The sequence below is a fragment of the Simiduia agarivorans SA1 = DSM 21679 genome (assembly GCF_000305785.2).
GTDB classification, from domain to species: Bacteria; Pseudomonadota; Gammaproteobacteria; order Pseudomonadales; family Cellvibrionaceae; genus Simiduia; species Simiduia agarivorans.
Map to the genome: position 1 here is coordinate 1,251,408 of NC_018868.3, position 19,755 is coordinate 1,271,162.

Annotated in this window: 15 protein-coding genes; 8 read left to right on the forward strand and 7 right to left on the reverse strand. The window is 55.2% G+C overall.

Translation table 11 applies throughout. The features are described 5' to 3' along the window. The first annotated feature begins 116 nt into the window (after positions 1–116). The gene (locus M5M_RS05680; RefSeq protein WP_015046514.1) at positions 117–1,079 is read left to right on the forward strand and encodes a coiled-coil domain-containing protein; all 963 of its coding nucleotides are present in this window, start codon (positions 117–119) and stop codon (positions 1,077–1,079) included. 21 nt (positions 1,080–1,100) lie between these two features. Here the strand turns inward: M5M_RS05680 and M5M_RS05685 are convergent, their stop codons facing one another. Then, positions 1,101–1,337, reverse strand: coding sequence for a DUF2789 domain-containing protein (locus M5M_RS05685; RefSeq protein ID WP_016389236.1), 237 nt, complete (start codon positions 1,335–1,337; stop codon positions 1,101–1,103). Positions 1,338–1,556: 219 nt separating this feature from the next. Between M5M_RS05685 and M5M_RS05690 the strand changes: the two genes are divergently transcribed. Next, a complete protein-coding gene (locus M5M_RS05690; RefSeq protein WP_015046516.1) occupies positions 1,557–2,099 on the forward strand; it encodes a porin family protein in 543 nt (180 codons plus the stop codon). Between the two features lie 59 nt (positions 2,100–2,158). Here the strand turns inward: M5M_RS05690 and M5M_RS05695 are convergent, their stop codons facing one another. Continuing rightward, positions 2,159–5,134, reverse strand: coding sequence for a TonB-dependent receptor (locus M5M_RS05695; RefSeq protein WP_015046517.1), 2,976 nt, complete (start codon positions 5,132–5,134; stop codon positions 2,159–2,161). A 326-nt stretch (positions 5,135–5,460) separates the two neighbouring features. Between M5M_RS05695 and M5M_RS05700 the strand changes: the two genes are divergently transcribed. Then, complete coding sequence (locus M5M_RS05700) at positions 5,461–6,642, forward strand: PilT/PilU family type 4a pilus ATPase (RefSeq protein ID WP_015046518.1); 1,182 nt, start codon at positions 5,461–5,463, stop codon at positions 6,640–6,642. 198 nt (positions 6,643–6,840) lie between these two features. Continuing rightward, the gene (locus tag M5M_RS05705; protein ID WP_016389237.1) at positions 6,841–7,389 is read left to right on the forward strand and encodes an outer membrane beta-barrel protein; all 549 of its coding nucleotides are present in this window, start codon (positions 6,841–6,843) and stop codon (positions 7,387–7,389) included. Positions 7,390–7,452: 63 nt separating this feature from the next. Here M5M_RS05705 and M5M_RS05710 read toward each other — a convergent pair whose 3' ends face one another. Both M5M_RS05710 and M5M_RS05715 read right to left on the reverse strand, forming a co-directional pair. After that, positions 7,453–7,782, reverse strand: coding sequence for a hypothetical protein (locus tag M5M_RS05710; RefSeq protein ID WP_015046520.1), 330 nt, complete (start codon positions 7,780–7,782; stop codon positions 7,453–7,455). Between the two features lie 139 nt (positions 7,783–7,921). Further along, positions 7,922–10,078, reverse strand: a complete 2,157-nt coding sequence (locus tag M5M_RS05715) for a S9 family peptidase (RefSeq protein WP_015046521.1) — start codon at positions 10,076–10,078, stop codon at positions 7,922–7,924. Positions 10,079–10,438: 360 nt separating this feature from the next. Here M5M_RS05715 and M5M_RS05720 point away from each other — a divergent pair, with 360 nt between their 5' ends. Then, entirely contained in the window at positions 10,439–11,896 is a 1,458-nt protein-coding gene (locus M5M_RS05720; RefSeq protein ID WP_016389238.1) for a right-handed parallel beta-helix repeat-containing protein, read from the forward strand. Between the two features lie 63 nt (positions 11,897–11,959). Here M5M_RS05720 and M5M_RS05725 read toward each other — a convergent pair whose 3' ends face one another. Next, entirely contained in the window at positions 11,960–13,393 is a 1,434-nt protein-coding gene (locus M5M_RS05725) for an amidohydrolase family protein (protein WP_015046523.1), read from the reverse strand. A 59-nt stretch (positions 13,394–13,452) separates the two neighbouring features. Beyond that, the gene (locus M5M_RS05730) at positions 13,453–14,517 is read right to left on the reverse strand and encodes an AraC family transcriptional regulator (protein ID WP_016389239.1); all 1,065 of its coding nucleotides are present in this window, start codon (positions 14,515–14,517) and stop codon (positions 13,453–13,455) included. 115 nt (positions 14,518–14,632) lie between these two features. On the opposite strand from M5M_RS05730, the gene M5M_RS05735 reads away from it, so the two are divergent. Beyond that, positions 14,633–15,241, forward strand: a complete 609-nt coding sequence (locus M5M_RS05735; protein ID WP_016389240.1) for a hypothetical protein — start codon at positions 14,633–14,635, stop codon at positions 15,239–15,241. 32 nt (positions 15,242–15,273) lie between these two features. Here M5M_RS05735 and M5M_RS05740 read toward each other — a convergent pair whose 3' ends face one another. After that, positions 15,274–16,416 (reverse strand): pectin acetylesterase-family hydrolase, encoded by a 1,143-nt coding sequence (locus M5M_RS05740; RefSeq protein WP_211217007.1) that lies wholly within the window; start codon positions 16,414–16,416, stop codon positions 15,274–15,276. A 736-nt stretch (positions 16,417–17,152) separates the two neighbouring features. On the opposite strand from M5M_RS05740, the gene M5M_RS05745 reads away from it, so the two are divergent. After that, complete coding sequence (locus M5M_RS05745) at positions 17,153–17,923, forward strand: hypothetical protein (RefSeq protein ID WP_015046527.1); 771 nt, start codon at positions 17,153–17,155, stop codon at positions 17,921–17,923. A gap of 266 nt (positions 17,924–18,189) precedes the next feature. Beyond that, on the forward strand, positions 18,190–19,722 hold the full coding sequence (locus tag M5M_RS19365; protein ID WP_016389242.1) for a protein kinase domain-containing protein: 1,533 nt from the start codon (positions 18,190–18,192) through the stop codon (positions 19,720–19,722). Positions 19,723–19,755 lie beyond the last annotated feature (33 nt).

Genomic DNA, 19,755 nt, shown 5'->3' on the forward strand with positions numbered 1-19,755 from the left:
ACTTCCTTGCTTTCTAGAGGCCAGCTCTCATTCTTCCGACTGAATCGAGTAAAATGCCGCCCTTTTCGGGCCCGACGCCCCGTTCAGGCCAACACCCGCAACTTCCGGAGTCATTTATGATGTTACGACTGCTTGTATTGATGGTTGCTCTTTCTGCCCTTAACGCACCCACCTACGCCCAGAGCAGGGCCCAGATCAGTGCCAATATCAACACCCTTGAGACCCGACTGGACGCCAAACAGGAAAGTGTCACCACCCTGACCCGACGCCTGGAAAGCTACCAGGAACGTGTAAATGACGCGCAGGAAAAGCTCGAAAAAGCGAAAACCGACGTTTTTGAAGCCAACAACGCCGTCATCAGTGCGAATCAGGCCACAGGCAAAGATGCCGCTACGCAACAGGAGCTGGCCGCGAAAAAGCTGGATCTGGCTCACAACGCACTGGAAAGCCGCCAGCGTCGCCTGGAAATGACCGCAAACAAGCAAGCTGCAATCGAATCTGAACTGACCAAAACCCGCAATGAAGTTGCACAACTTCAGGGCCAGCTGATCGAACTGAATAAGCAGCTGAAAGTTGCACAGGCGCAACCTGCACCTGCACCTGCGCCAAAGCCCGCGCCGGCCAAAGTAGTGGCAGCACCCCAAGCGGTTGACGCGCCGTCACTCGCCAGCGCTGCGCCAGTTGCAGAGCCAGCCCCAGCCCCGGTTGCGGCTCCCCAGGCAGAACCTGAGGTGGCACCTGCAGCCGAATTGACGCCCGAGCAGAAACGCGCCCGGGCCGCCATGCGGGCACTGAATGAAAAAGTCCGCGGCGCAGACCTCAATGGTTACCGGCAGTTCGGCGAGATGTACGTCCGCCACGATAACGGCCGCGAAGAACTGGAATTTTTGGGCAATGCACAATACTACGCAGAAGTGACCCTGCCGCGCGGCAGCAATCGTCTGAAAATTCAGTCGCGGACCTTCCGCGTTGACGTACCGGATGATCAGCACAACAACACCTTCGCGATCATCTACGATGCAACCAATCGCCAAAAAGCCGACTTTTCAATCTTCAATAAATCGTTGATTGAAGATTAATCTGCAGCGCCAGGGATGGCGCTAGCGCCGCAATAACACATCCAATTCGTCCACTGACTCAGACCAGTCGCTGTCTGCATCTATGGCCTGCTTGATCAGCTGCGCCTGCGCCGGCGTCCAGAAAATAGCGCGATAGAGCTCGCCATCCTCCTTGCGTAACTGGTGCGTCCGAATGAACCGGTCTATGGCTGCAGGCGAATTATTAAGCCCCAGCTGGGCAAAAAGCTCCTGCATGGGGTGATGTGCATGGATCTCCATGACGGCCTCCGCGTGTCGGTGAGGTTCCATCATAACCACCCCGATCATGCCTGCTGAGACCTTTTTACGATGAGTAAGCGGCACCTTATAGCCAAATAACGCATTCAGGCCCCCGGCCCGTGGCGCCAAACTAAGACTTAGGTCGCAATTCCACCCCGGACCCGCCCTACCCCGCGTCTGCCAGGTATACACTGGGCTCACTTTCGGGAGGAAATCGACATGAAAAAAACACTACTTGCCAGCACCTGCCTGATCCTGGGCTTAGCTCAGCCGGCCTTCGCCGGAGACGAAACCGGGTTCTACCTCGGCGGTTCTGTCGGCAGCTCACAACTCAGCTACAAGGGCGACGGCAGCAGCATCGATGATGACGATGTGGGCTACAAAGTTTTTGCCGGCTATAACTTCGGCCTGATCCCGCTGATCAACCTCGCGGTAGAAGGCAGCTATGTGGATTTTGGCAGCCAGACCGGCGACATACTGGGCGACTCATACACCCTCACCAGCACCGGTCTGCAAGGGCACGCGCTCGCGGGCGTTAATCTGGGACCCGTGGGTTTATTTGCGAAAGCGGGCGTGATGAACTGGGATTCAAAACTCAAGGGCGACGCGGAGACTACCAACGAGTCGGGATCCGACCCTGCCTACGGTGTCGGCGCCAAGTTTCAACTGATGTCCTTCCAACTGAGAGCAGAGTATGAACGCCTGCAGTTGGATGATGCAGACGTAGACTTTTTCTCGGTCGGTGCGGCTTATACTTTCTGACGCCAACTCGCCATTCATAAAAAAAGCCGGGCAAGCCCGGCTTTTTTTATGTCGAACGATCAGTACTTGTAGCTTACGCCGAAAGTGATCCGACGATCGGTAAGCCCCTGGAAGCACAACAGAGAACCGCTGTTGACACAGGACTGTTCCACTTCGGATTCAGTCAGGTTGATCGCTTCCAGACCCAATGCCAGATTATCGGTCACATCATAGTTGATGCTGGCATTCAGCTGACCGCGCGCTTCCTGCACCACAGGGAAACCCCATGGATAGCTCGAAGTACTGCCGAAGTCTTCGGACCGGTAGCCGTCGCGCCAGGTGTAACGGGCGCGGGCCGACAAGCCATGCTTCTCGTAGTAGAGGGTAATGTTGTAGGAATCCTCAGACAAATCAAGCAACTGCGCCTTCAGCTGAACATCGGTCGCGCCCAACAGAGAAAACACGGTAGCAGCACGGCTGGTGGGATAGAGATACTCATCGCCACCCACGAACTCCTGCTTGGTGTAGTTTGCCGCCACCCCAAAGCCCGAGGCCCAGCCCAGCTGATCCTCAAAGTTTGATAAATCGTATTGGAACGCCATCTCCCAACCACGCTGGGTAGTTTTGCCGGCACCATTACCTGTGGTTGCTGCGTCAACACATACGCCCACGCCCGGGTTAGGACCGAACACGTTGATATCCGCGATCGGGTTCCACACACCACCCTGTTCACAGTTAGGCCCTACGGTATCGCGGTAGCCGGTGTTCGGATCCTGATAGGCACTGTCGATGGAATCCACAAACAGGTTGGTGCGATCTTTGTTGAAATATCCGAGGCTGACCACGGCTGCCGGCGCAAAATACCATTCCACACCGATGTCCCAAGAGGTGACTTCTTCAGGCTCCAGATCCGGATTACCGATAGAGACCGACGCATTCGGGCTGGTTTCATAGGTGGCGGATGTGGACAGGTCATCAAAATCCGGACGACGGATATCTTTCGACCAACCCGCGCGAAGCAATACATCTTCATGCACAGAAGCAACCACATTCAAACGCGGAAGTACAAAGGCGTAGTCACTCTTAGTGGTGGTCTGAGTCACAATTTCATTGCCATCATCATCAGTAGTAATGGCATTACCTACTGAGCTCACGTCAGTCTGAACGTAGCGCAGACCGAAGTTACCGCGAAAAATGCCTTGTTCGAAGTTTGCCTGAACAAACAATGCGTTGGTGGTTTCATCAATATCAAAGAAAGCCGATGATGTTGAGGTTGGCGAACTGATCGGCCCGCGGTTTGAACCTGTGATCGCATTGTTGGCTTCAATCGCATCATTCAGCGCAGCCAGCACAGCATCCGGGTTTGACAACGCCTGCTCCGGATCAATGATCAGGAAATCCCGCACGAATAACGCACGGCCATCGGCCGCATTAAAATTGTCCGGGCCGGCGGTCAGAATACTGGCGAACAGATCACCTGTCGGACTGTCAATCATATTGCGCAGTCCAACATTTGAACCTGAATCGTCATTCAGACTGGAGCTTTTATTGTAACGGTAGCCGGCATCCACAGACGTGAAAAACGGGTTGGTATCGGTGAGGTCGTAGGACACGTTAGCGACAAACGCGTTTTCGCTGCTTTCATTTTTGTCCCGCGACTGATTCACATCGCGCAACACATAATTTGCTGGGTCCAACAGTTGTGCCACAGTGGGCGCATTCGCTTCGCTGGAGGCGATGCCAAACGCCAGGCTGCCGCCGGTCAGATCGTATTCGAATGGCGTGCCGTTTTCGTTAGAGGAATTGGTGGCCACGTTCGGGTTGATGAAGTTCAGCGTGGTAGAGAAATCCGGATTAACGGTATCGGAACTGGACAAGGCCACCTCGACCCGGCCGGACCAACGATCTTTGTTCCAATCACTTCCAAGGCGGAAGATATTGGTTTTGGTTTTTCGAGAGCCGGTATCGGTAGACATGCGCAGGTTCGGGTCTGCGTCACCAGCCTCGACTGGAATTATGCCTTTGGCGGCGGCCTGAATAGTGCCAAGGTACTGGCCATCGAGCGAACCGAAGTCTACCGTTTCAAACTCGGATGGCACGGCCACATTGCGCAGGTCGCTCACGCCCGAAGCCTGAACACGGGTACTTTCCTGCAGGCGGGTCTGGTCGTTTACAATGGCGTCAAAGTAAAGTGTGACATTATCGTTTGGTGCCCACTCCACCGAGCCGGCAAAGTTGATGGTCTCATATTCAAAGTTGTCGTAGTCCTGATTAAGGAACTGAATCGGCAGGAAATCAAAAGACTGCGCACTGGCAGCACCGCTGTCTGAGGCCACCGAGTTATCGCGGTCGGCGCGTGGACGGAACGCGGTTACATCTGATTCGGCGTAGCTACCGCTCAATACAACACCAAACTCACCGGCGTCCGTTTCCCACACATCACCCCAGGTACCGGAGAGACGTGGCGTCATCCCGTCGGTGGAAAGACTGCTGTGTTCACCCTGAACGCGCAAGGCACCCAGTGTTTCTTCCAGCTCCAACGGGCGAATGGTTTTGAGGTTAATGGTACCACCCACAGATCCCTCAATGGTTTTTGCTTCCGGCGCTTTGGTCACTTCAACCGATGCGATCATAGACGCTGAAACATCTTCAAAGCTGATGCCGGTGCGGCCAGAACCAGAACTGGCGGTAGACACTCCGTTGATTTCAGTGCGGTTAGCATTGGTGCCACGAATCTGGGCGCCCGTGCCCACACCGGCAGTCCGGGTGATCTGCACACCTGGGATGTTTTCCAGGACTTCGGCAAGGTTCTGATCGGGCAGCTTCCCGATGTCTTCCGCTTTGATCACTTCAACCAGATTATTGGAGTCGCGCTTCTGATCAAGCGCGCCAGCGAGTGATGCGCGAATGCCGGTAACCACTACCTCCTCAAGCGCGTCCAGGCCTTCGTCCTGAGCAAGCGCAGACTGGGCAAATGCCAGGGTAGCAGTGGAAATTGCGACGGTATTAATTGCTCTGATGGCCGTTGAAAGGCGGCCTTTTGGGAAATTTATCATTTTATTAGTCCTCTCCTTAGATGAGTCACCACAAGCAGTTACCTGCTTCCGGATTCACGGAGTTAACTCCTTCCCAATCATCATGTCAACCAATTAATCTGATATAGAACTGCAGATTGATCTGACCAATACCATAACCATCTGTATTTATTAGATTTTTAGCAGCCCGCGGCTTATCTGTGCCAAATCCATTTCCGGATACCTGAAAACATAACCCTTTTACCTATCTGACCAATTTAAACACCGCTCCTGCAGTGGTCGCAGGCCTGCAAAAGAGCAGACGCGGTTAGCTTGGCTATTCTTGAGATACCCGAACGGAGCCGACAATGACTACCCCAATAGATAACTACCTCAACATCCTCGCCAAGAAAGACGGCTCAGATCTTTATCTGAGTGCTGGCGCCCCACCCTGTGCCAAATTCCAGGGGCAACTCAAACCCCTGAGCCAGACCCCGTACAAATCCGGTGAAATTGACGCCATCGCCCAGGCCCTGATGGATGATGCCCAACGGGCGGTATTCGAAGAAGAACTGGAAATGAATCTGGCGGTCTCCATTGCCGGCGTCGGCCGCTTTCGCATCAATATTTTCAAGCAACGCAACGAGGTGTCTATCGTTGCCCGCAACATCAATACAGAAATACCCAAATTCGAAAATCTTGGGCTGCCCGAGGTATTGAAAGAAGTCATCATGACCAAGCGCGGACTGGTACTGTTTGTGGGCGGGACCGGCTCGGGCAAATCCACCAGCCTTGCGGCGTTGATTGATCACCGCAACAGCAATTCCGGCGGCCACATCATCACGATTGAAGATCCGGTGGAATACGTTCACCGCCATAAAAAAAGCATCATCAACCAGCGCGAAGTGGGCGTTGATACCCGCAGTTTTCGCAATGCCCTGAAAAACACGCTGCGCCAGGCGCCGGATGTCATCCTGATCGGTGAAATCCGGGACCGCGAGACCATGGAACACGCCCTTGAATTTGCCGACACCGGCCATCTGGCCATTTCGACGTTACATGCCAACAACGCCAATCAGGCGCTCGAGCGCATTATTAATTTTTTCCCCGAAGAACGGCGCCCGCAATTACTGCTGTCGCTGTCACAGAATCTGCGCGCCTTTGTTTCCCAGCGCTTGATCCCCACCATCGACGGCAAACGCTGTGCGGCCGTTGAAGTATTGCTCGGCACCAAAACCATCCAGGAAATGATCTACCAATCCCGCTTCCATGAAATCAAAGAAATCATGGAGAAATCCGAAAACCTGGGCATGCAAACCTTTGATGGCGCGCTTTTTCACCTTTACGTCGCCGGCAAAATTTCACACGACAATGCCATTGCCAATGCCGACTCCGCCAACAACCTGAGATTACGGATCAAATTGCATGAGAAAGGCGAAGCCTCCACTGCACCAAAACCGCAAGAGCAATCAAGTCAAGAAAGCAAGCCGCTCAGCTTTGGCAACCTGACGCTGGAGGCGATGGATGAAGACGAGGACGAGCCCGAATAAATATTGACGCGCTAATCCTCTTTACACCGGAACTCGCAGGCCTTTCTCCTTTCCACCCCATGCCCCAGGATATCAGGCGAAAAGCCGTTGAAATTCGCCGCCTGGCAATCCGGATTCAAAAGGTAGCTGACGGTTCAGTTTGGGTTCATTTTCGTCGCGGTATAAATGCTCCACACATTCATCGCATTGGAGCGAATCATGAAACTGAACCCATCACTCTCCGCTTTGGCTTTAGTAGCAGCCTTGATGGCCGCCCCGGTATGGGCCGGCAACGAAACCGGCCTGTATCTGGGCGGCTCGGTTGGCAGCGCGCAACTCACCTACGACAGTGCAGACGCCTATATCGATGACAGCGATGGCGGCTACAAAGTATTTGGTGGCTACAATTTCGGGTTAGTGCCCGCTGTGGACCTGGGTATTGAAGTGAGCTACACGGATTTTGGCGATCATCACGGCAACACCTTTGCCGGTGACGGCCGCTTTTCCAATACCGCCTGGCAGGGCCATTTAGTGGGCGGTTTGAATTTGGGGCCGGTGGGCCTGTTTGCCAAGGCGGGTGTCGCCAACTGGGAAACCAGATTCAGCAACGACCTGTTTACCGGTAAAGATGATGGCTCGGATCCGAGTTATGGCATTGGCGCCAAATTCCAGATTGATGCACTGCAATTGCGCGCGGAATACGAACGCCTGACCATGGACGACGCTGATCTTGATTTTTATTCCATCGGTGCAGCGCTGACCTTCTGACGCGACCGCACCATCGCCAGAGGGCGGATTCTGATCCGCCCTTTTCTATTTTGCGCCAGGCGTTTAAATGGCCGCCAATTCATCCACGGAATCATTGGCCCAGATCAGCGCGGTTTTAATGCCCTGGGTTAACGCCAACGCGCGCGCATGCGCACGCGGCGGCACATCCATCGACAAGAGTTGAATGAGTACGGCGCCTGAATAGGCCTGCTGATGGGGCTGGCAATGCACCAGTGAACGACTGACGAGTTCATCGCGGTCGGGCTGTACCAGAATGTGTTGCTTTACATAAAGCTGCACACACTGTTGAAGTGCCTGCTCGGCATTGTCAGCCTGTGCAACCGAGGCGCCCGCGAGGCAGCCTGATACTATCCATCCCAATAGGCATTTCATGGCAAATACTTCCTGTGTCTGACCTGTACCCATAGTGCACAAGGCCATTCACAAGCGCCAATACCCATTCGTTATAGAATTTCAACAACACTGTGCCCTTTCACCGGGTGGCGCGCCACCCGGCGACGGTCAATGGAGATCAGCGTTTAATGCCGTGAGACAGCAACGTAAACGTGAATTCCTCTGCGTAATCTCTCAGGCGGCCATAGCGACCGCTGTTGGCGAAGTGCCCCGCGCCCATGTTCATCCGCATAATCAATAAGTTGTCGTCGGTTTTATGATGCCGCATGGCGGCGGTCCATTTAGCCGGTTCCCAATAGGTGACGCGCGGATCATTCAGGCCGCCCAATACCAGCATGGGCGGGTAATCGCGCGGAGTGATGTTGTCATAGGGCGAATAACTGCGCAGCAACTCGAACGCCGCTTTATCCTCAATCGGATTTCCCCATTCGGTCCACTCCGGCGGCGTCAATGGCAGCGACGCATCCAGCATGGTGTTCAACACGTCCACAAAAGGCACGCCCAGAATCACACTGCTCCAGAGTTCCGGCGCCTGAATCACTGCCGCGCCCATCAATTCGCCGCCGGCCGAGCGACCGGAAATACTGATATTGCCTGCACCGGTATAGCCCGCCGCAATCAGACCCCGAGCGGCATCGACAAAATCATTGAAGGTATTGGTGCGCTTGGTGAGTTTGCCATCCAGGTACCACTGGTAACCCATTTCATCGCCACCGCGCACGTGCGCAATGGCATACACCATGCCACGATCCACCAACGACAACACGTTAGCGGAAAAACGCGTGGGCATGCCATAACCGTAGGCGCCATAGGCGTAAAGGTGCAGCGGATTTTTACCATTCAGCTGCAGGCCTTTGCGGTACATCAGGCTGACCGGCACCTGAACGCCGTCGCGCGCGGTGATCATGATGCGTTGGGTTTCATACTGGCTCTTGTCGTAACCCGATGGAATCCGGTCGACTTTTCGCTCCACCAGTTTTTTCTCCGCCACCTGATAATCGAATACCGTGGCCGGGGTAATCATCGACGTGTAATTCAATCGCAGGTGGGCCTGGTCAAACGCGGTATTGCTGAACATGGAAACGGAGAAAACAGACTCGGGGAACGCCAGCGCATGCGCGTTGCCCTGGTAATCCCGGATCTGCATCTGCTCCAGACCATTCACTGATTGTTTGATGGCAAAAAAGTCCTTGAAGGCTTTGATATCGCGAATATACACACTGTCGCTGCCGGCAATCACCGTGGTCCAATTGGCATGCTGTGGCGCATCATCCGGCGCCGTGGCCAACCGGAAATTCACATGCTGGTCATTGGCGCGGAACCAGAACTTGCCGTGGGCGTGATCCACTTCATACTCGAAGCCGGCCTCGCGCGATGCCAGCAATACCGGTTCGGCGTCCAGCTGGTTTTGCGGTAGCACGTAATATTCGCTCACGCCGCGCTTGCTGGCACCCACCACCAGATACGCCTGGTCCGAGGTCTCCCGAAAGCCCATGAAAAAGCTGTCGTCAGATTCTGCCAGCAACACCTGGTCTTCACTCACCGGCTGGCCGAGTCGGTGGCGATTGATGCTTTTAATCCGCCATTTCACTGGCTCCAATGATTCGTAAATCAAAGAACCATCCTGCGTAAATAACACCGAGCCGCCGGCATCGGTGATTTCATCGGCCAGGTAGTCACCCGTGCTCAAATCCTTGATCCGAATCACATAGCGCTCGTCACCAGCCGTATCTACGCTGTAGGCCACATAGCGGTTATCCGGGCTGATGCTGTAATCACTAAGGACAAAATACTCGTGCCCCTGCGCCAGCGCGGTTTCATCCAGGAACACCGTTTCTTCACTGGCCGGCGCACCCACCGGCTTGCGCAAGCGGGTTCTGTATTCCTGACCCTCGCGGAACTCCCACCGGTATTCATAGCCGTTCGACACCCAGGGCACCGACGTTTCGGTTTCATCCAGCCGGCCTTTGAACTCCTCAAACAGGGTATCGGTGAGGGCCTTGTTAGGCGCCAGCCAACGGTGAAAATAGGCGTTTTCCGCGTTCAGGTAGTCGAGTACCGGCTGATCGTTGACCGTGGGGTAATCCTGATCACGCAACCAGTGCCAGGGATCAGACACGCGAATGCCATGGTGCGAAAAATGATGTTCACGCTGCTCAGCCGCGGGAGCATCCGGCAACGCCTTCAAATGTGATTGTGTCATGTTGTTTTTTTCACCCGCATCGCAGCCCAGGAGGGCAAGTGCCGCACCCGCCGCAAAGAGAAAATGTCGCATATGCATGATCCTTCTCGCCACACGTTTTTATTGAAATATTTATCCTATGTCCTATCGCTTTTTAGCGACTTATTGCAACGGTTTACCGGAGACAACCAGAAGACATAAACGCCCCCGACGATAAAGTTGCCGACACCGAAAAGCAAACCCCAATCTCCGGATGCGATGCTTTGTGTTGCCCTGTCCCCCACCCCAAAGTGATTACTTTTTAACCAGCAATAAAAAGGGTGAATTATTGCGCGGTAATCAAAAAACAACCAATTGGACTTACTGTAAGGTTGTCAGGCCAATTTAAAGGCGCTAGATTCCATTCACAAGGCCCAATGCCTTGCCCGACAACAATAACAAAGGTCCCATGCAATGAAGAAAATCCCTCTCACCCCCCTCGCGCTCGCACTGACCACCGCCCTGGCCAGCCAGCCAACCCTCGCAGCCACGTTAAACGTTTACAATGGCCCCGATTTACAGCAGGCCATGCAGGCGGCGAAAGCGGGCGATGAGATCGTCCTGCACCCTGGCAATTATGAAAGCGTCGCAACCAGTAGCCTGAGCGGCCATGCCAATGCGCACTTCTTTGGCAGCGCCAATGGTACCGCCAGCAGCCCAATCACCCTGCGCAGTGCCAGCACAACCAACCCGCAGGAGTTGCGTGGCGCGACCCCCGACAAAAAAATTGTGCTCTACATCACCGGCGACCATTGGCGGGTGAAAGACCTGAGTGTGACCAACGGCCAGAAGGGCATCATCCTCGACAACGCTAACCATGTGGTCATCGATAATGTCAGCGTACACGGCACCGGACAGGAGGCGATTCACCTGCGGGACAACAGTTCCAACAACCTGGTCAAAAATTCACGCGTGTACAATACCGGGCTGACCAGCGCCGGCACCGGCGAAGCCTTCTACGTGGGCTCGCACCCGGGCAGTGCCGATGGCAGTGGTTATGTGTATGGCCCTGCCTGCAATAACAACGTCATCGGCGGCAACACCATTGGCCCCGACGTCAGGGCAGAGCACATCGACATCAAGGCCGGCACCAGCGGCACGATTTTCGAATACAACATCATGGACGGTACCGGCATTTCCGGCGCCAACTCGGCAGACAGTTTTGTCGACATCAAAGGGGAAAACGCGGTAATCCGCGGTAACAAGGCCTACCGCAATGGCGAAGCCAAAGTAAAACACGCCTTTGAGACGCACGATGTGGCCGACGAAAATACTTTCATCGGCAATCAGGTAGACCTGGATGGCACCAGCAACTACCTGTTGTTTGCGTCGGTAGGCGTCAACCATGTGAGCGGTGACAATGTCCGCCTCGACGGTCGCAGCGATCGCATTGCCAGCGGCTGGAGTGCCTCTACTATCGACAGCAATATCCCGGCCGGCATCCCCGCTCCCGGTAATTATGGTGGCTCGCCAACCCCAACCCCGACGCCAACTCCGACTCCGACTCCGACTCCGACTCCGACTCCGACTCCGACTCCGAATCCGACTCCGACGCCGACGCCAACACCGACCCCAACGCCCGGAGCCTGCAGCACGATCCAGGCGGTGAGCTGGGATGTAAAAACCGAAATCAGTCTTGCCAATGGAAACTGTTTGCAGTTCAGCCAGTCACTCGCGGGTAACAACCTGCAAGTGTGGGATAGCGATACCCATACCGCCTGTAATTTCCGCGGCACGTTGAACTCGGTCGACGGCAATGGCAGCCTCAATGTCACCAGCAACTATGTGGCGAGTGCCGCGTTTACCGGCACCACCCTCAAGGTCACGCCGGATGCCAGCGGCTGTCAGTTCCTGAAGGTACGCGCTTACTGACCCGGCACTGGATAAGGGAAGCCCGGCTTCCCTTTTCACCTTTCCTTATTCCCTCGCTCGCCCTTACCGGCGCCACCCTCGTTGCGTCAGGTCGTCCAACAGATTGCCGGCACCCACCCACCAGGGCGCGGTTTTTTCCGCACTTGCCCGCAATGCCGACAGTTCGTATTGGCCCAACCACTGACCGCCTTTGATCACCGCGGTGATCTGGTCCAACGCGGCTACATCCGCAAGGGGATTGGCACGGGTGAGCACCAGATCAGCCACCTTGCCCGCCGCTACAAGGCCGTAATCCGCGTCAATGCCCAGGGCCTGCGCCGGTGTCAGCGTGGCGGCACGCAATACCGCAGCCGGTGGCAGGCCGGCCGTTTGTAACAAACGCATTTCACGGTGGGTGCTGTCGCCCGCCACCATGTAAAACGTGCCGGCATCCGATCCCACCAGCAGGCGGATACCCGCAAGGTGCAATTGCCGGGTAATGTGCAGAAGGTAATCGTGCTCGCGCCGGTTCCATTCAGCCTGAGCCTGATCTGCCTGCAACCAGCGTTTGCTGGCGAACTCATAGTTCAGCCAGGTGAAAAACGGGTTCAGAAACCGGGTGGGCAAACCCGCCACAAAGGCCTGCTTGTGTTCGCTCAGCAGCGTGAGATGATTAAAGGTCGCCAACGTGGGCGTCACGTAGCTGTCCACCTGGCGCAATGTGCCAATAAAATTTGCGAGCCGCGCATCGTCGAAGGTGTAATTCAACGGGCCCTGGAATATGTCTTCCACATGCTCCAGCGACTGTAACCCCTGCAGGGGCGACAGGTCGCCCTCACCATTGTGCGGCGCGTGTTTTGCCACCGGCAGGCCAAGTTCAGCCGCCCGCGCAACCAGTGCCGCCAACACATCCGGTGCGAGGTAGCCGTAGGCTTTGATCAGATCCCAGCCCTCGCGTTGGTAACGTTCCACCCGTGCCCTGGCCTGAGCCGGTGTGGTAATCACTTCCTGCAATGCGTGGGCATAGTCTGGCCCGTCGAGCGCGGGCGAGGCCGTGACCAGGCTGGCACCCAGCCAGCGCCCTTGCTGCAGTTCCTGTCGCCAGCGCAAATGCATGGGCATACCGCGCAGGTTGCGCACCCGGGTCACGCCGTAGGTCAGGTTCAGCACCAGCTCCTTGCGATCGTACACATGCACGTGCATGTCGGTGAGACCGGGCAGGACAAAGGCGCCCTGCCCATCGCGCCGTGCAATGTCAGCGCCATGCGGTGTGCCAGCCGGCGCAATGGCCGCGATACGTCCCTGCCGGATAAGCAGCTGCTGATCACGCACCAGACGACCCGCGGCCACATCGACGATATGCACCTTATCAATCACATAGTCCGCGGCGGGCGCTACCGCTGGCAGGTCGTCGGGGTAATACCAACGAGCGGCCACAAGCGTGAGCGTCGCCACAATCAACGGTGCAACGATCAGGCCGCACAGGGTGATACACAAGGTTCTGAATGCAAGGGCCATAGTCTGTCCTCCTTTGAAAACCGCATGGTGTCAAAGGCGCGGGAGGAACAGGTGCGCAATCAGGATTCCGTACGTGCGCTTTCCGGATTGCGTACCAGACTGGCCAGGTAAGCACTGGGCGTGGTGCCCAGGTGCTGTCGGAAGGCTTGATTAAATGCGGTTTTGGAATTGAACCCCGCCTGATTGGCCAGGGTGGCAATGGGCAGATCCGGACGTTCGGCGAGCAAACGCTGTACATGGCCGATACGCAGACCATTGATATAGTCGCTGAAACTCTGGCCACCCCCGCGGTTGATGGCACCGGATATATCTTTTACGCCCAGTCCGAGGGTCTCGCTCAGTTGTTGCAACGACAGCCGGGGTGTCAGGAACAGCGCCTTGTCCGACACCTGTTGGTGGATGTGTTCAAACAGGCGCCGGTCGGTCTGATCGTCTTCGGGCGCCGAGCGCGACACCACGTCCTGCTCATACACTGACAATTGCTGAAATACACCGGGTTGGCGAATCGCCATGGTGATCAACCAGACAAAGGCCGCCGTCACTGACAGCTGATGCAAAAAGTACCAGCTAGCGCGCACATCGAACGCCACATAAGGCTGACTGTTCACCCGCACCGCATCGGTTGCGGCCAGCAGGGCAAACAGCACCATAAAGCGGGTCAACCAACGCAAAGCCTGGGATTCCGTGTCCACACTCATCTGCCCAAGCGCCTCGTGATAACGTCCAACCAGCCGAAACGTCAATAATCCGTACACCAGCAACGACAGAGTGCCCAGCGCCAACACGCCCTGAACATGGACGGTAAACGGCAATGCACACAGTGCCGGCACAAAATGGCCCGCCTCCCGCCACTGCCACGGTTTGTCCGCATACACCAGATGATGCACGAATAAATAAAACGCCGGGCCCGTGCACAGACTGAAAACCGGCGTAATCAAATACTGCAGGCCACCGGTTTCTTCTGCAAAATTGAAACCCAGCAATAGGGATTCCAGCAACAGTAAACCGCTCAGGCCACGCATCCTCGGCGAGGTCACAAGTAATACAATGGCAAACAGATAAATTCCCATACTCATCAACTGCAGCATATTGACGGGCAGGAGCATTTGAGGGGCGGTTAACATCCGTATTCACTTCCGGTCTGCAAACCCCTAGTTTACACACATTGATGCCCGGGTGACTGGTCAGGCACCGCGTTTTGGTCTATGACTGAAACACAGCATGTGACAGGGACGCATTATGAAAATGAAACAGCCTTTGATAATAGCAACGACCTGTATGGCCGCAGGCGGCTTGCTTTTCTGGTCTTTTTCTTCCGATGCGCCGCAACCCTCGACCAGCGCAACACCGCCTGCCGGATTCGGCAATGCCTACCCCGGCGGGACCACCCGGGCCACCCCTCAATCGCTCGAGCAGGAGCCCGAAGTTGCGGCCTATCTCCAGCGCGAAGCGCAAAAGCAACAGTTGCAAGCCTATTTTGCGGACACCGGCGATATGGATGCGGAAGAAGCCTGGGCGCTGATTGAAACGCTGGAACAACAACAACGGGTGCTGGGCTTTGAAGCCTTGCATCTGAAACTGGCCTGGCTGGAAAAACAGCACGACAACCGGGATGACTTCGAAGCCGCTGCCAAAGCGCTGATGGAAGATTACCGACAACGCGCGGCATCACAAGCGCCCTACCGACCGGAAGATATTCCCGGCTATACCGACTACAAGGCCCGGGAACTTGCCATCATCGAACACGTCAATGGCATGCATTCGTTTCCCAATGGCATGAGCCGGGAGGAATACCTCCGGCAACAATTGTTAGAAGCCCGGATGGAAGCCTACGGTGAAAAGCGCTGATGCGCTTTTCACCTCGCTCAGATCAGAACAGATCAGAGTAAACCACCCACCAGATCGTAAAACCAATTGTGATTATTCTGGTAGTCCGAAACAGGATCTGTCTCAACTGCCCGCAGCGGCGCGCCGCCCTGATAATTCACCACGTTGTGCATGAAGTCATACAGGTTCAGATTCAGCTCGGCAATTTCACCGTATTCAAAATCGAGAATACTGGTGCAATGGCTTTCATTGAAATTCCGGTATAGCGGGAAGTAGTAGCTCCAATTGTGGGTCTGCTCCAATAAAGGAATCAGATTATTGTGCGTATCCTGTTGCCACTTGGCCCGCAATTTGGCGAGTTTCACATCGGCGTCCGGCTCGTCACCGATATCCGGATAAAACCGCTCGTACGAATAGGAGCTGAAATTCCCGTCGGCCAGGAAGTGGGTGAGCCCTAAGCGATCGGCCGGAAATTTCGACGACAAGGCGGCGTACAAACTGGCCAACCGGTTAGTATCAAAGCCGGGGGTGATTGCCCGCAACATGTTGATCGGATTTTCCGCGTTCGGGTCTCCCCCGGGCGTAAACATGGTCCAGCTATCCAACACCTCCTGATGCAATGGCAGCGACGGATAATCCACCGTGTTATTGCTGTTGAGCGGCGCATCGTATAAAGGCCCCGAATCATCTACGAGATAGCCGTAACTGGACTCCATATGCCCGCGCAATTTGGAGTAATTCAGCAAGGCACCAATAGAGCCGGCGCTGCAGCCCGCCACCGCCATTTGCTTTGGCTTTTTCAGGTTGTTTTTCACCCACGAGACCACCGCCTGCACATTGCGCAGACCGTTATGATGCCAGATCAACGGCGGGTTATTACCGGCGCTGTCTGCATACACCTCGGTTTTATCCCCCACATAAATATCGCCAGTGCAATAAGGCACGTACACCAGATTCCATTCACCGGTTTTAAACTGGTTATAGGGATGGTGCGTGTAAATCAGCGGTGATACTGCGGCAGTGGCCAGATTGGCCATGTTGGAGAAGTCCAGCAAATTAATGTTCTGAACATAATTATCCGGAATGCCGTTGGGGTTGCGCGCACCTCGCACCCCGGCCTGCCCCGAGCAGCTTTCGTAATCCCAACAGGCGCCGCCGCCCTCAAAGTAAAACAGCGTATTGTTGGTATCCGGCACCCGATACACAAAAACTTGAACGGGGTGCCATTGCCGCACATGGCGCCGGTACTCAATGGCACATCAACTTTTTGCCATTTGTCGTAATCGCCCGGTTTAAAACCGTAATTGAAACCCGACTGCGGTTGCGACAACGGATACATGCCCTGGGTTTCAGCGAAGGAGACCGGATCATCGGCCTTCTCAGGGCTGAACAAATTACCCAGCGTTTTCCAGAAGCCGTAATCACCCGGTTCTGCGGAGACCGTATTGGAAAGTGAAAAACAGGAAAAGATGAAGCAGAGATACATCACAGGCTTACGAAACCCTTTCATATTGCGCCTCTCATTGTTTTGTTCTTTTGATGTTCATTGCCCGCGCAGGCTATAGACAGAGACTGACAAGTAAAATCCGCAATAGCCTGCCAACACGCCAAAGAATGCCCACCCGCTCCGGCGCTGACTTACCAGCCTAGCGCAGGCCCCGGCACCTGATTGGAATGAATTGGAATGCGACCCGTCGGTCACTGTTTACTGTGGCGATAAACATGCATGGCATATCCGCCAATCCAATGAAACAAAAAACCGCCTTGGTACTTAATACTTAAGGAATACCCCGAAAGCGGGCCGGCAGTCAGCGCCCGAGGCAAGACCAGCGATGGTGTCAACGCTCTGGACAAACCGATTGGCCGGGCCCAGAATGCGCGCCGCCCGGCCGCGTTCTGCAAGCCGGCCTTACCCCCCATTGCGGATTTTTCATGCGTAAATTAAAGCTGGGCTTGTGCCTGTTGGTTTGCTGCAGCCTGGTTGGCTGCGCCACATCGCTTATCGTTGGCAATCAGATGCAAAATCGCCTGATGGGCGCATTGATCAAACCGCTGGTAGGCTTTGATCCGAACGACGTTAACTTGTTCGAAATTCCGGTGGTAAAAGAACGGATGACCAACCTGCTCGGCGAACACTACGAACCCACTATGGCGCTCCTACGCACCGCCCAGGAAATACAACAGGAAGGCGCACTCTACTATGTTGTCTCGCGCTATGCCCCGGAGGAGGTGACTCAATACACCAATCAGGCCGCCATGATCTGGAATGCAGACACCAACCAACTGGCCGTACTATTGATAGAAGATGGATTGCCAGCGATGTTCGCTGAACCGGTGGAGGGAATGGTCGAGGCCATTACACCCACATTGCCCACTGAGCTGGTTGAAGGCTACGAGCAGGCCGTGGCCTACAAACAGCAGATAGAAAATACGCACAAACAGTTACAAGCCTTACCCGACGCTATTGAAAAATCCATACAGGATTCAGTAGAACATACTGTTCAGGATTCCGAACCCTACAAAGCGTATAGCGAGGTTATGGGTTACAAACAGTCACTGGAAAAAACAAAGGAACAGGTTGAACGGATACCCGATGAAGTGGAAAAGTCCCTTCAGCAATCCGGTGAAAAAACCCGTACCCGGCTGGGAAAAAGTGCCACAAGCCTGCCTCAAGGCACCAGCGCGCCCGCATCTGGTTCCTGACGCAAACGCTTTAACTCTTAGCCTTTGAAGAGACAGCCCTGACAAGGTCATGTCTTCTAGCAGGCTGTTGAAAAACGTCGGCGAGGCAGTTTACGCAAGGCAAAAACATCCGAAAAAGTGCAGTTTATGTTAGATAAATGAGCATTTTGACGGGGCGGCCCGTGCCGGCTGTTTTTAACGCCGCGACAACAACGCAGGTAGTTTTTCAACAACCTGCTAGGCAAATACTGGCTATCCTTTAGTCTGGTATGGGTGTGAGATGCGGCGTGACGACAACAATCAATGGTTATCAATTCAAGAGCCTGCTCGGTGGTGGTGGCTCTGCGCAAGTATGGCTGGCGCTTCAGCTATCGCTGGAGCGGCCGGTTGCCATCAAAGTCTTATCGTACGACCTGATGGATGACGCCAGCTGCCAACAGCTGTTTGCCCATGAATCCCGGCTGATTGCCCGGCTCAATCACCCCAATATTGTGCAAGTGATTGAACAGGGCAAAACCGACCAGGGCCAGCCCTACTTTGTGATGCCCTACATCAAAAGTATCGCCCTGTCTGCCGTGATGGCGCGCCAGGATGTTGCCATTGCACGCAAGCTGGACATCCTGATCCAGCTTGCCGCCGCACTCACCTATGCGCACCGCAACGGTGTGATCCACCGGGACATCAAACCCGCCAATGTGCTGGTGGACTACGAGGGGCACGTACGTCTGGTGGATTTCGGCATCGCCGGATTTTTTGATCTTGGACGGGATGTGATTGCAGGCACCCAGGCCTATATGGCTCCAGAACAAGCCCAGGGCATTTCACAGACCAGCCACAAAAGTGATCTATACAGTTTTGGATTGCTCATGCACCAACTGCTTTATGGCATCAGCCCCGGAGCAGAGCATGCCAGCCAGACCATCGACCGATTACACGAAAGCCAACCGCGCTTGCGCGCACTCTACCCCGTTATTCAACAATGTCTGGAACCTGACCCCACGCACAGGCCTGACTCTGCATTGGCCATCAGGGAAACGTTACTCCTGTGCGCAGCAGGCAAGCACCTGGCAAATAACCGCTGGGGTATTGAAAGCGAACGCGACCAACTCCCCTCGAACTACACGCTGCTGGATGTACTGAAAGAAAATCCTGTTTCTTCTACTTATCTAGTGAACGATCCGAATAAAGCCAGATTATTGGTGATAAAAAAACAACCCGCCAATCAGCAGGACAGAGCAGCCCGCAGTGCCGCCAAACTCACCCAGATCCGCCATCCACACATTGCACGGTTATTTGGTACCGGTAAAAACCATCGGGTATTGATTACCGTGACCGAATACCTCCCTGCCGGCAGTCTGGCAGACCGACTGAGCCAGACCATCGCGCCCGCCCAGTGGCAGGTACTGGCCTGGCAATTGTTCAGCGCTCTGGCGTGTGCCCACAGCTATGGCCTGATACACGGCAATCTGCGTCCAGGCAATATTATGTTCGCCAGTGATGACCAGCTGAAGCTCTGTGACTTCGGTTTTGCACCGCACCGCGATGGCCCAAGCCCCTATCAGCCGGATGAGCCACAGAGTCCGGGCGCAGATCTCTATAGCGCGGGCGCGGTGCTGTTTGAAGCCCTCACTGGCCACCTGCCCAGCGGCGGCTGGTTGCGCCTGCGCGACCGCTGGCGGCTTCGCCGTCACAAAAATCTGCGCCCACTGCTACTCGCGCTGCTCCACCCGCGCGCCAGCAAGCGGCCCGCCAGTGCAGGTGAAGTGGCAGATGCCTTGCGTCACCCTGTAGCCGAGCAGCAAACCATTGTGTCGGGCTGACCCCGCCGGCTTAACTACACCGTTGATTAGATT